The following is a 12,037-nucleotide window of genomic DNA, read 5'->3' on the forward strand; positions in this document are numbered from 1 at the left end:
TGCTGTGAGAAATCCGGAAGGAGACGAAGATGACCGACCACGTCCACAACGCCGCAGAACGCCCCGAGGTGACGCGAGTCCGCGAAGCGGGCCGCACCACCGTGCTGGTGATCGGAGGCGGGATCAACGGGATCTCCACCTTCCGCGACCTCGCTCTGCAGGGCGTCGACGTGGTCCTCGTCGAGCGCGGCGACTTCGCCTCCGGCGCCTCCTCCGCCTCGAGCCACATGATCCACGGCGGCATCCGCTACCTCGAGAACGGCGAGTTCCGCCTCGTCAAGGAGTCGGTCACCGAGCGCAACGGGCTGCTGAGGATCGCCCCGCACTACGTCAAGCCACTCGAGACGACGATCCCGATCTACTCGACCTTCTCGGGAATCCTGTCGGCGCCGCTGCGCTTCCTCACGCACAAGTCGGGCAAGCCCCAGGAGCGCGGAGCGTTCCTCATCAAGATGGGCCTGACCATCTACGACACGTTCTCGCGTGACGGCGGCATGGTGCCGCGGCACAAATTCCTCGGCCGCAAGAAGTCCCTCGCGGAGCTTCCCGCCATGGATCCGAAGATCAAGTACACGGCGACCTACTACGACGCCTCGATGCACGACCCGGAGCGCCTCGCGCTCGACGTGCTGCAGGACGGTCGCGCGGCGCACCCGGGTGCGCGCGCCCTGAACTACGTCGAGGCGATCGGCCACGACGGCGACGCCGTGCTCGTGCGCGACCGCGAGAGCGGCACCGAGTTCGCGATCGCCGCCGACGTCGTCGTGAACACGTCCGGCCCCTGGACCGACCTCACCAACGAGGCCATGGGAGAGCTCACCCGCTTCATGGGCGGCACCAAGGGCTCGCACATCGTGCTGGACAACCCCGAGCTGCTCGCCGCGACCCGCGGACGCGAGATCTTCTTCGAGCACTCCGACGGCCGCATCGTGCTGATCTACCCGCTCAAGGGCAAGGTCATGGTCGGCACGACGGACATCGACGCCGACCCGCGCGAGGTGGCGCTGTGCACCGAGGAGGAGATCGACTACTTCTTCGATCTCGTGCACCACGTCTTCCCGGACATCGCCGTGAACCGCGAGCAGATCGTCTACCGGTTCAGCGGGATCCGCCCGCTCCCCCGTCACGAGGACACCGCGCCGGGATTCGTCTCGCGGGACTACCGCGTCGAGGTCGACAACAGCCACGCCGTCCCGCACCTCAGCCTCGTCGGCGGCAAGTGGACGACGTTCCGCGCGCTCGGCGAGACGCTTTCGGACAAGATCCTGGATCTGCTGGGCCGTACCCGCGTCGTCTCGACCCTGGGCCGCGCGATCGGCGGCGGCAAGGACTACCCGCAGGACGACGCGGCGCGCGCCGCCTGGATCTCGCAGCACCTGCCCGGTGCCGGAGAGCGGGCCGAACCGCTGCTCAAGCGCTACGGCACCCGCGCCGCCGACGTGTGGCAGTACGTCGAGCAGGGTGCCGACGCGCCCCTCGCCGGCGGTCAGCTCTCGACCCGCGAGCTCGAGTGGATGGTGCAGAACGAGCTGATCGTGCGCCTCGAAGACGTGATCCTGCGCCGCACGAGCCTCGCCTTCACCGGAGACGTGACCGAGGAGATCCTCGAAGAGGTCGCCGAGGCGCTCGCGCCGCTCAAGGGCTGGGACCGCGCGCGCACCGCGCGCGAGGTCGAGCTGACCCGCGAGCTGCTGAACACCCGGCACGGACTTTCCCTCGTCGCCCGCACCCGCGGGTAGCGAGATCCCAGCGCCGCCCTTCTCGGCGTCTTCTCGAACACCGCACCGGCAGAGGGGCCGGTGCTCTGCGAAAGGTCAATGGAGACATGCCTGATGTGAATATGGGCCTCTACTTCGTGTCCGAACTGGTCGGCACCGCGATGCTGCTCCTGCTCGGCTGCGGCGTCGTGGCGAACGTCGCGCTGGTGAAGAACAAGGGCTTCAACGGCGGCTTCCTGATGGTCAACTGGGGATGGGGCCTGGCGGTCTTCGCCGGTGTGCTCGTCTCCGCCTACTCCGGGGCGATCCTGAACCCCGCGGTCGGCATCGGTCTGTTCGTGCAGCACCTGCTCGACCCCACGAAGGGGATCGACTTCACCCACTACGCCGTCGCGACCGGGGCGGAGCTGCTCGGTGCGATCATCGGCGCCGTGCTCTGCTGGCTCGCCTACAAGCAGCACTTCGACGAGGAGCCGGAGCCGGCCAACAAGCTCGGCGTCTTCTCGACGGGCCCGGCGATCCGCTCCTACGGCTGGAACCTGGTCACCGAGATCATCGGCACGTTCGTCCTCGTGTTCGTGATCTTCGCGTTCGCGGACTACGGCGACGTCAAGATCGGCACCCCTGGTGGCCTCGGCGCGCTGTCGGCCCTTCCCGTCGCGCTCCTCGTCGTCGCGATCGGCGCCTCGCTCGGCGGTCCGACCGGCTACGCGATCAACCCGGCCCGTGACCTCGGTCCTCGCATCGCGCACGCGATCCTCCCGATCAAGGGCAAGGGATCGAGCGACTGGGCGTACTCCTGGGTGCCCGTCGTCGGCCCGCTCCTCGGTGGAACCATCGCCGCGCTGCTCTCGCCGGTGCTGCTGCACCTCGCAAAGTAACCCGAACCGCTATTCAAAGGAGAACTGCACATGGCTGATTACGTCATCGCCATCGACCAGGGCACGACCTCGAGCCGCGCCATCATCTTCGACCGCAAGGGCAGCATCATCGCCACCGGTCAGAAGGAGCACGAGCAGATCCTGCCGCAGGCCGGCTGGGTCGAGCACGACGCCTCCGAGATCTGGGCGAACGTCCAGGAGGTCATCGGCATCGCCTTGGCGCGCGCCAACGTGACGCGCCACGACATCGCCGCGGTCGGCATCACCAACCAGCGCGAAACCGCGGTGGTGTGGGACAAGACCACCGGCAAGCCGATCTACAACGCGATCGTCTGGCAGGACACCCGCACCCAGCCCATCGTCGACCGGCTCGCGGCGGACGGCGGCGTCGAGCGGTTCAAGGAGATCGTCGGCCTCCCGCTGGCGACCTACTTCTCCGGCACCAAGATCGCCTGGATCCTGGAGAACGTCGAGGGCGCGCGCGAGAAGGCCGAGGCCGGAGACCTGCTCTTCGGCACCACGGACTGCTGGGTGCTGTGGAACCTGACCGGCGGCGTGAACGGCGGCGTGCACGCGACCGACGTCACCAACGCCTCGCGGACGATGTTCATGGACCTCGCGACGCTGCAGTGGCGCGACGACATCCTCGAGGCGTTCGGCGTTCCGAAGTCGATGATGCCATCGATCCGCTCCTCCTCCGAGGTGTACGGCGCTGCCGAGAACTCCTCGCTGCTGCGGGAGACCCCGATCGCCGGCATCCTGGGCGACCAGCAGGCGGCGACCTTCGGCCAGGCGGCGTTCAACACGGGCGAGAGCAAGAACACCTACGGCACGGGCTGCTTCCTGATCTTCAACACGGGCGAGGGGATCGTCCACTCGAAGAACGGGCTGCTCACCACCGTCGGCTACAAGCTCGGCGACGGGCCGACGCACTACGCGCTCGAGGGCTCGATCGCGGTCACCGGATCCCTCATCCAGTGGCTGCGCGACCAGCTCGGCATCATCTCCTCCGCCCCCGAGGTGGAGGAGCTGGCCCGCCAGGTCGACGACAACGGCGGCGTGTACATCGTGCCGGCGTTCTCCGGCCTGTTCGCGCCGTACTGGCGTCCGGACGCCCGCGGCGCGATCGTGGGTCTGACCCGCTACGCGAACAAGAACCACATCGCACGCGCCGCGCTCGAGGCCGTGGCGTTCCAGACCCGCGACGTGCTCGACGCGGTCAACGCCGACGCCGGAGTGGACCTCACCGAGCTCAAGGTCGACGGCGGCATGGTCGCGAACGACGCGCTCATGCAGTTCCAGGCCGACGTGCTCGGCGTGCCGGTGGTGCGTCCCGTGGTCGCCGAGACCACCGCGCTCGGCGCGGCGTACGCGGCCGGCCTCGCGGTCGGATTCTGGAGCGGCCTGGACGACCTCGCCGCCAACTGGCAGGAGGACCGCCGCTGGGAGCCCACCATGGACGCCGCAGAGCGCGACCGCCAGCTGCGGCTGTGGCGCAAGGCCGTCACGAAGTCGATGGACTGGGTCGACGCCGACGTGAAGTGACCTGACACACGACGAAGGCGGTCCGGAGGTGAATCCTCCGGACCGCCTTCGTCGTGTCGGCCGGCGAGCGCCGACCCCCGGGTCACGGGTTCAGGACAGCCTTGACCGGGGCGCTGCGGTGCAGGTCGCCGCCGAACGCGACGAGCTGGAACTGACGCCCTCCCGAGAGATCCACCGCCTCCGCGAAGAACACATCGCGGTGCACACGACCGAGCCATGTCGTGCCGGAGCCGCCGATCTGCAGCACGTCGTAACCCACGGCGTCGGACCGGAGGTCCCAGGCGAAGGTCAGATGCCGCTTTCCGTCGCCGGCATCGCCCGCATCGGCGACCTGGAAGCCCGTCGGCGTCGCGGGCTTGAGCGGCTTCCCGGCCTCGCGCAGAGACACCCGGCCGATGCGGCCGTCGCCGCTCGTCCGCAGCGAGATCCGCGCGATGCGACGGCCGCGGGCGTTCACACCGCCCGTCCAGCCGTCCCAGCCTGCGGGATCCGACTTCGCGAGCGGCTGCCAGTCGACCTCGGACGGCGCATCCTGCCAGGTGACCCCGAGATCGATCGTCTGGACGCCCTGGGCGCGGACCTCGACCGCGATCGCCTTGTCGGCCGTCAGGTCGGTCTTGAACAGGTGGATCACTCCCCCGCCGCGCAGGGAGAGGCTGTGCCCGCTGCCGTAGCTGGCCGACTCGTCCAGCGTGACGACGACATCGCCCTCGGTCCAGAACTGCCACGTGAGCGCCCTGTCCGCGCTGCCCATGTTGTCCCAGCCCCTGTCGCGCACCTTCGCGCCCTCGAGGAAGAACGCGGATCCGACGCCGACGTTGAAGTCGGTCGCGATCGGCAGGCCGCCGTAGGGAGAGCGCTCCGTGATCCAGTGCGCGATGCCGTCCCACTGCCGGTAGTTCAGCGTGTCGGTGCGATACGGGGGCGTCCGGGGCTCGAGGCGCCCCGAGGTCCCGGGGTTCCCCGTCGGGCCGGACCAGAACCGCTGCTCCAGATCGCGATACGTCGCGCGCCCGTCCGCGGTGGACGTGGCGCCGTCCCACGATCCGTTCAGCCAGATCTGCGAGTCCACGAACAGCGCGACAGAGGTCGGCGCGGGCCGTCCGGGGCCTGCGACGCTGCCGAAGTCCTCCTCCGGCCGGAATCCGCCCTTCTGGTGCTCGACACCGGCGAAGCCCACGACGCGCGGGTCACGGCCGGCGGCGACGGCCGACGCGGCGCTCTTGCTGAGATCGCGGTCCGCGCCGCCGGTCGTCGCCTGCCACCAGTAGTTCATGAACAGGGAGTCGTAGATCGGCGCGTCCGGTGTGCCCAGCCAGCGCAGGTTGTTCTCGCTCAGCCTGTTCTCGTAGCTGACCTCGCCGCTGTCGAAGTCGGCCGAGTCGTAGCCCTGCAGATAGAAGTCGGGATCGGTGCGCTTGAGGTAGCGCAGGAAGTCCTGGAACTTGGCGATCTGCGCGGCGCTGACGCTGCCCTCCTGGTTGATGAACAGCCCGTCGAATCCGAAGTACTTCCGGATCTCGATCATCTTGTCCGCAACAGGGAAGGACCCGTCGCCGGCCTGCACGAGGAAGGCGTCGAAGTCGACGGGGCGAGGCCAGAACCAGCCCCCGATAGACCGCGCGCCGTTCTTGTGCGCGGCCTCGGTCCATCCAGGGTTGGGGATGTCGATCACGCCATACGGGCGTCCGGGGGCGCGCTGTCCGTCGATCATCTCGATGGGCGCCGAGCCCTTGACCTGTCCGTGCCAGGTGCCCCAGATGTCGATGTACGACCAGTAGCGCTGGGTGTACACCTGCGCCTCGAGGCCGATCGCCTGGTTGTGGCCCTCGTAGACGCTTCCCGCGTCGTCGATCGTGAGCGTGGACAACTGCACCGCGGGATCGAGATCCGGATGCGCCTGCGTCGCGGCGAAGGGCGCGATCCGCGTGGCTCGCGGGATCAGGCAGCGCAGGTGCGGCGCCCACGGGGTCGTGCTCGGATCGAAGGCCAGCAGGTCGTCGGCGGCCCAGCCGAACGTGTATGGGCCGGGCGGCGTGCCCCCGGACGCCGGCACGGGCGCGGCGGCGCCGGTGCCGGCGGCGCCGGTTCCGGCAACGGGACGCACCGCCGCCGTCGCGATGCCGGGTGCGCCGGCCAGCAGCGCCGCCAGTCCGACACCTCCGACGGTCAGGAATGTTCTGCGATTCAGGTCAGCCATGTGCACCCTCCAGGTTGCGCTCCGTTGCGTAGCGGATCCGCGTCCCGTCAGCCGGCGATGCGAAGCCGCGCCCAGGCTATAACGTTTTAGTGTTGCCGCGCGAGGATCTTCTCGGCGCGTCGAGGAGTGCGCCAGGGAAAGATCCGATGTTCGCCGGCGTCGCCACCGCGTTCAAACGCCACGGGGCGCCGAGCCGGAACGGGCTCGGCGCCCCGTGGGCGACGCTGTCAGTTCTTGCCGAAGAGCTTCTGGATCTCGGCCATGTCGGCCTCGCTCGGCGCCGGCTGCCCGCTCAGGCCGAAGCCGGATCCGGTCGCGGCCTGGCTGGTGGCCAGCCCGGCGTTCTCGGCGGCGCGCTTCGCCGGGTTGCCCGATCGGGAACCGGAGCCCTTGGCCTTCTTGCCGCGCTTTGAGGAGGCGCCGGGACGCCCCATGCCGGGCATCGCGCCCATGCCGGGGATGTTCGGGGTGCCACCGCGGGCGACGGTCTTCATCATCTTGGCAGCCTGCTCGAACCGCTGCACGAGCTGGTTCACGTCGGTCACGGTCATGCCGGAGCCGCGCGCGATGCGCAGGCGGCGGGATCCGTTGAGCACCTTGGGGTTGCGGCGCTCCCCCGGCGTCATCGAGCGGATGATCGCCTCGGTGCGGTCGATCTCGCGCTCGTCGAAGTCCTCGAGCTGCTGCTTCATCTGACCCATGCCAGGGAGCATCCCGAGCATCTTCTTCATCGAGCCCATCTTCTTGAGCTGCTGCATCTGCTCGAGGAAGTCCTCGAGCGTGAAGGTCTCAGTTGCGAGCTTCTCAGCGACCTTGAGCGCTTCAGCTTCATCGAACGCGCTCTGTGCCTGCTCGATGAGGGTCAGGATGTCACCGAGATCGAGGATCCGGCTCGCCATGCGGTCGGGGTGGAACGGCTCAAGGTCGTCGAGGCCTTCGCCCGTCGACGCGAACATGATCGGGCGGCCCGTGACCGAGGCGACCGAGAGCGCGGCACCGCCGCGGGCGTCGCCGTCGAGCTTGGACAGCACCACGCCGGTGAAGTCCACGCCGTCCTGGAACGCCTTCGCGGTGTTGACCGCATCCTGACCGATCATCGCGTCGATCACGAACAGGACCTCGTCCGGATCCACCGCTGCGCGGATGTCGGCGGCCTGCTTCATGAGCTCGGCGTCGACGCCGAGTCGTCCTGCGGTGTCGATGATGACGATGTCGTGCTGCTGGCGGCGGGCGTGCTCCACGCCGTCGCGCGACACCCGCACGGGGTCGCCGACGCCGTTGCCCGGCTCCGGCGCGTAGATGGTGGCACCCGCCTGCTCGGCGACGACGGTGAGCTGGGTCACCGCGTTCGGGCGCTGCAGGTCGGCGGCGACGAGCAGGGGCGTGTGTCCCTCGCTCTGCAGCTGCTTGGCGAGCTTTCCGGCGAAGGTCGTCTTTCCGGATCCCTGGAGTCCGGCGAGCATGATGACCGTCGGCGGGTTCTTCGCGAACTCGAGGCGGCGCTGCTCGCCGCCGAGGATCGCGACGAGCTCCTCGTTGACGATCTGCACGACCTGCTGCGCGGGGTTCAGCGCCTTGTTGACCTCGTCGCCCAGGGCGCGTTCGCGCACCTTCGCGGTGAAGTCCTTGACGACGGGCAGCGCGACGTCGGCGTCGAGCAGGGCGCGTCGGATCTCGCGGACGGTGCCGTCGATGTCGGCGGCGGTCAGCTTGCCCTTCGTGCGCAGGTTGCGGAAGGTCTCGGTGAGCCGATCGGAAAGCGTGCCAAATGTAGCCATGGTGCTGCAATTCTACGCGAGCGGATCCCCGATCCGCGGCGCGTCAGCCCCAGTGCAGATCCGCGATGCGCGGCAGCGCGTGCTGTAGCTGCGCGAGCGGCGACCCGTGGCCCGCGCCGCCCTCGGCCCAGACGCGCAGCGACGACAGCACGACGATCGCGTAGGCGGCGCCGAGCACATCGGCCCTGATGCGCTCCACACCCGCGCCGCGCGCGGCCTCGGACAGGGCGGTGGCGAGCCTGCCCTGGCGCAGCGCGGACTCGCGCTGCAGCTCCTCCGCCAGGCCCATGGCCTGCGCGTTGCCGAAGGCGAGGGCGAGCGGATCCGGCTCGACCCCCTCCAGGATCGCGGCGAGCACAGCCTCGATCCCCGCCGAATCGGCGCCGGCACCCGGCGCCTCGAGCGCTGCGACCGCGCGATCGAGACGCTCGTCGAAACCGGACCAGAGCACGTCGCTCTTGGAGGAGAAGTAGTTGAAGAAGCTCGACCTGCTCACCCCGGCGCGTTGCGCGATGCCGGCGATCGATGTGCCCTCGTACCCGGATTCCAGGAACAGCTCGCAGGCCGCTTCGGCGATCGTCTCGCGCGAGGAGACCCGGGGGCGGCCGACGCCGCGGGCAGGGGTGGTCACCACGCCACCGTATCGCGATGCGCGCACCCGTCGATTCACCCCTATTATTGAACCGCATACAACAACTCGACCAGAAGGATCGGCCATGCTCGACATCCAGACGGTGGGCCTCGCCCCCGAGTTCGTGCCCTACCTCGACGGGTGGGATCTGCAGCGGCGCGTACACGCCGAGATCGTGGCCGGCGCCCGTCCTGACACGCTGCTGCTCCTCGAACACGAGGCGGTGTACACGGCCGGCAAGCGCACCGAACCTCAGGAGCGCCCCCACGACGGCACGCCCGTGGTCGACGTCGACCGCGGGGGGAAGATCACGTGGCACGGGCCGGGACAGCTCGTGGGCTATCCCCTCGTGCGTCTTCCGGAGCCCATGGACGTCGTCGCCCATGTCCGCCGACTGGAGCGCCTACTGATCGACGTGCTGCGTCCCCTGGGCGTGGACGGGTACCAGGTCGAGGGCCGCAGCGGCGTGTGGGTGCGCCGGCCGCTCAGCGAGGACAAGGTGGCCGCGATCGGAGTGCGCGTGCAGCAGGGCGTGACCATGCACGGCTTCGCGATCAACTGCGACAACACCCTCGCCGGCTTCCGCGGCATCATCCCCTGCGGCATCACCGACGCCGGTGTCACCACCGTGAGCGAGGTGATCGGCCGCGAGGTCTCCCCCGCCGACATCGTCGATGCGGTGGCCGCCGCATTCGCCGGCGAGTACGCGGCGGAGGTGGCCGCATGAGCGCCGCTCCCGAGGGCCGCAAGCTCCTGCGCCTGGAGATCCGCAACGCCGAGACTCCGATCGAGCGCAAGCCGGAGTGGATCAAGACAAAGGCGCGGATGGGGCCGGAGTACAAGGCCCTGCACTCGCTCGTGAAGGACGAGGGGCTGCACACGGTCTGCCAGGAGGCCGGCTGCCCCAACATCTTCGAGTGCTGGGAGGACAAGGAGGCCACGTTCCTCATCGGCGGCTCGCAGTGCACGCGCCGCTGCGACTTCTGCCAGATCGACACGGGCAAACCCGCCGATTACGACACCGACGAGCCGCGCCGCGTGGCCGAGAGCGTGCAGCAGATGGGTCTGCGCTACGCGACCGTCACGAGCGTGGCCCGTGACGACCTCCCCGACACCGGGGCCTGGCTGAACGCCGAGACGGTGCGCAAGATCCACGAACTCAACCCGAACACCGGTGTCGAGCTGCTCGCGAACGAGCACAACGCGGATCCGGCGTTCCTGGGCCAGATCTTCGACGCGCGTCCCGAGGTCTTCGCGCACAACGTCGAGACCGTGCCGCGCATCTTCAAGCGGATCCGTCCCGCGTTCAAGTACGAGCGCTCCCTCAACGTCATCACGCAGGGGCACGAAGCCGGGCTCATCACCAAGTCGAATCTGATCCTCGGCATGGGCGAGGAGCCGGAAGAGGTCGTGCAGGCGCTCCAGGACCTGCACGACGCGGGCTGCGACATCATCACGATCACCCAGTACCTTCGTCCCACGCCCCGCCACCTTCCGGTGTCTCGCTGGGTGAAGCCCGACGAGTTCGTCGCGTTCAAGGAGGAGGCGGAGCGGATCGGATTCCTCGGCGTGCTCGCCGGTCCGCTGGTGCGCTCCTCGTACCGCGCCGGCCGGCTGTGGGCGCAGTCCATGGCATCCAAGGGCCGCGAGATCCCGCCGCACCTGGCGCACATCGCCGCCAGCGCAGACCTCGGCTTCGCCCAAGCCGTCTGAGACGCGGATCGCCGGACGGGAGGCAGGGGGGGCATCCTCGTCCGGCGGTTCGTTCATCCGGCGACAGCGAAGTGCCTGCCGCGCACGCCGGCGGTGTTCAGTCGGCGCTCATGACCGACAGCACGGAGCCGTCGGATCCGAAGTTCACCAGCAGCACGTCGTCGGCGCCGTCGGCATCGAGCGCGTACTCGAGCACCGCGAACGGCTCGCTGCCGCCGTGCTCGTCCACGAGCAGCGTCATGCTCATCAGCTGCAGCGAGCGGATGATGTCGACCGCGGCGTCACCGCTCACGTCGACGAGGTAGTCGTTGAGCTCATCGCCGTACTCCTCCTGCTGCTGCAGGATGTACTCGGTGACCTCGCTCGTGCGGTCGTCGACCTCGGAGAGCATCCCGCGGCGGGCCTTGTCGTCGATGGCCTCGAGCCCCGAGACGAAGGCGGCGGCGATGTCGAGCGATTCCCGGGAGACGTCCTCCTGGTCGGGCGCGGTCAGATCCACGGTGAGCGCGTGGTCGCCGAACTCCACCGTCTCGGACCAGAAGATCGATCCGTCCGGTCCCGAGGACAGCAGTCCGAAGAAGTCGTGTTCGATCGCCATACCGCTATAAAACCAGCCTTGCGCGCGAGGCGGTAGTCCGTCGCGCGCGTGCCGCGGACCCGTTCGTCATGATCACGGAATCAGGCTCCGACGAGCGCCTGCACGAACACGTGCGGCGTGAAGCCGGTGAGGTCGTCGATGCCCTCGCCCTGGCCGAGGAGCTTGACCGGGATGCCGGTTCGCTCCTGCACGGCGAGGACGAATCCGCCCTTCGCGGAGCCGTCGAGCTTGGTGAGCACGAGCCCTGTCACGCCCGCATGCTCGAGGAACGCCTCCGCCTGCAGGACGCCGTTCTGACCGGTCGTCGCATCGAGCACGAGCAGCACCTCACTGATCGGCGCCTGCTTCTCCACGACGCGGCGGATCTTGGACAGTTCGTCCATCAGCCCGCCCTTGGTGTGCAGGCGCCCCGCGGTGTCGATGATCACGATCTCCGTGCCTTCGCGCTTGGCGTAGTCCACGGTCTGGAATGCGACGGACGCCGGATCCTGCCCGTGCTGCTGCGGGCGCACGATCGCGGCTCCCGCACGCTGCGCCCACGTGGCCAGCTGCTCGACGGCGGCGGCGCGGAAAGTGTCGGCGGCGCCCACGACGACGGAGCGCTGGTAGCCGCGCAGGAACTTCGTGAACTTGCCGATCGTGGTGGTCTTGCCGACGCCGTTCACGCCGACGACGAGCACCACGGCCGGGCGCTCCGTGAGCTTCAGCGTGGTGTCGAACTTCGCGAAGTGCTCCTCGAGCGTCTCCCGGAGCATCCGCTGCAGATCCTTCGGATCCGTCGTGCGGTACTTCTCGACCTTGGCGCGCAGCTCCTCGACCAGGCGCTCGGTGATGTCGGGGCCGAAGTCGGCGGTGAGCAGCGCAGTCTCGAGGTCGTCCCAGGTGTCCTCATCGATCGTGGGCTTGACGAACATGCCGCGCAGCGCGCGACCGAGGGACCAGGACTTCTCCGCCATGCCCCCAGCCTACGGGG

10 protein-coding genes are annotated in these 12,037 nt (G+C 69.0%); 5 read left to right on the forward strand and 5 right to left on the reverse strand.

The features are described 5' to 3' along the window. Window positions 1-29: 29 nt before the first annotated feature. The 3 genes from RS86_RS16070 (at window position 30) to glpK (ending at window position 4,144) form a co-directional block, all read left to right on the forward strand. Window positions 30-1,739: a glycerol-3-phosphate dehydrogenase/oxidase gene (locus tag RS86_RS16070; protein ID WP_045273244.1), complete on the forward strand. Its 1,710-nt coding sequence runs from the start codon at window positions 30-32 to the stop codon at window positions 1,737-1,739. Between the two features lie 86 nt (window positions 1,740-1,825). After that, window positions 1,826-2,599 carry an MIP/aquaporin family protein gene (locus RS86_RS16075; protein ID WP_045273245.1) on the forward strand — a complete coding sequence of 258 codons (774 nt, stop codon included), beginning with the start codon at window positions 1,826-1,828 and terminating at the stop codon, window positions 2,597-2,599. A gap of 30 nt (window positions 2,600-2,629) precedes the next feature. After that, complete coding sequence (gene glpK / locus RS86_RS16080) at window positions 2,630-4,144, forward strand: glycerol kinase GlpK (protein ID WP_045273246.1); 1,515 nt, start codon at window positions 2,630-2,632, stop codon at window positions 4,142-4,144. 82 nt (window positions 4,145-4,226) lie between these two features. On the opposite strand, the gene RS86_RS16085 is transcribed toward glpK, so the two are convergent. The 3 genes from RS86_RS16085 to RS86_RS16095 all read right to left on the reverse strand — a co-directional run bounded on the left by RS86_RS16085 (window position 4,227) and on the right by RS86_RS16095 (window position 8,753). Continuing rightward, window positions 4,227-6,344 (reverse strand): endo-beta-N-acetylglucosaminidase, encoded by a 2,118-nt coding sequence (locus tag RS86_RS16085; protein ID WP_045273247.1) that lies wholly within the window; start codon window positions 6,342-6,344, stop codon window positions 4,227-4,229. 227 nt (window positions 6,345-6,571) lie between these two features. Then, window positions 6,572-8,122: a signal recognition particle protein gene (ffh, locus tag RS86_RS16090; protein ID WP_045273248.1), complete on the reverse strand. Its 1,551-nt coding sequence runs from the start codon at window positions 8,120-8,122 to the stop codon at window positions 6,572-6,574. A 43-nt stretch (window positions 8,123-8,165) separates the two neighbouring features. Beyond that, window positions 8,166-8,753, reverse strand: coding sequence for a TetR/AcrR family transcriptional regulator (locus RS86_RS16095; RefSeq protein ID WP_052680327.1), 588 nt, complete (start codon window positions 8,751-8,753; stop codon window positions 8,166-8,168). Between the two features lie 85 nt (window positions 8,754-8,838). Between RS86_RS16095 and lipB the strand changes: the two genes are divergently transcribed. After that, a complete protein-coding gene (gene lipB / locus RS86_RS16100; RefSeq protein ID WP_045273250.1) occupies window positions 8,839-9,480 on the forward strand; it encodes a lipoyl(octanoyl) transferase LipB in 642 nt (213 codons plus the stop codon). Next, entirely contained in the window at window positions 9,477-10,466 is a 990-nt protein-coding gene (lipA, locus tag RS86_RS16105) for a lipoyl synthase (protein WP_045273251.1), read from the forward strand. Before lipB ends, lipA begins: the two co-directional genes overlap by 4 nt. Window positions 10,467-10,563: 97 nt before the next feature. On the opposite strand, the gene RS86_RS16110 is transcribed toward lipA, so the two are convergent. Together RS86_RS16110 and ftsY are read right to left on the reverse strand one after the other, a co-directional pair. Next, window positions 10,564-11,064 carry a DUF2004 domain-containing protein gene (locus RS86_RS16110; protein WP_045273252.1) on the reverse strand — a complete coding sequence of 167 codons (501 nt, stop codon included), beginning with the start codon at window positions 11,062-11,064 and terminating at the stop codon, window positions 10,564-10,566. A gap of 80 nt (window positions 11,065-11,144) precedes the next feature. Next, complete coding sequence (ftsY, locus tag RS86_RS16115) at window positions 11,145-12,020, reverse strand: signal recognition particle-docking protein FtsY (protein WP_045273253.1); 876 nt, start codon at window positions 12,018-12,020, stop codon at window positions 11,145-11,147. Between the last annotated feature and the right edge of the window lie 17 nt (window positions 12,021-12,037).

It is taken from the genome of Microbacterium azadirachtae (assembly GCF_000956505.1).
Taxonomy (GTDB): domain Bacteria; phylum Actinomycetota; class Actinomycetes; order Actinomycetales; family Microbacteriaceae; genus Microbacterium; species Microbacterium azadirachtae_A.

Coding starts and splice junctions, on each gene's coding strand:
- RS86_RS16070 (WP_045273244.1), top strand. CDS start 30: ATGACCGACCACGTCCACAACGCCGCAGAACGCCCCGAGGTGACGCGA.
- RS86_RS16075 (WP_045273245.1), top strand. CDS start 1,826: ATGCCTGATGTGAATATGGGCCTCTACTTCGTGTCCGAACTGGTCGGC.
- glpK (WP_045273246.1), top strand. CDS start 2,630: ATGGCTGATTACGTCATCGCCATCGACCAGGGCACGACCTCGAGCCGC.
- RS86_RS16085 (WP_045273247.1), bottom strand. CDS start 6,344: ATGGCTGACCTGAATCGCAGAACATTCCTGACCGTCGGAGGTGTCGGA.
- ffh (WP_045273248.1), bottom strand. CDS start 8,122: ATGGCTACATTTGGCACGCTTTCCGATCGGCTCACCGAGACCTTCCGC.
- lipB (WP_045273250.1), top strand. CDS start 8,839: ATGCTCGACATCCAGACGGTGGGCCTCGCCCCCGAGTTCGTGCCCTAC.
- lipA (WP_045273251.1), top strand. CDS start 9,477: ATGAGCGCCGCTCCCGAGGGCCGCAAGCTCCTGCGCCTGGAGATCCGC.
- RS86_RS16110 (WP_045273252.1), bottom strand. CDS start 11,064: ATGGCGATCGAACACGACTTCTTCGGACTGCTGTCCTCGGGACCGGAC.
- ftsY (WP_045273253.1), bottom strand. CDS start 12,020: ATGGCGGAGAAGTCCTGGTCCCTCGGTCGCGCGCTGCGCGGCATGTTC.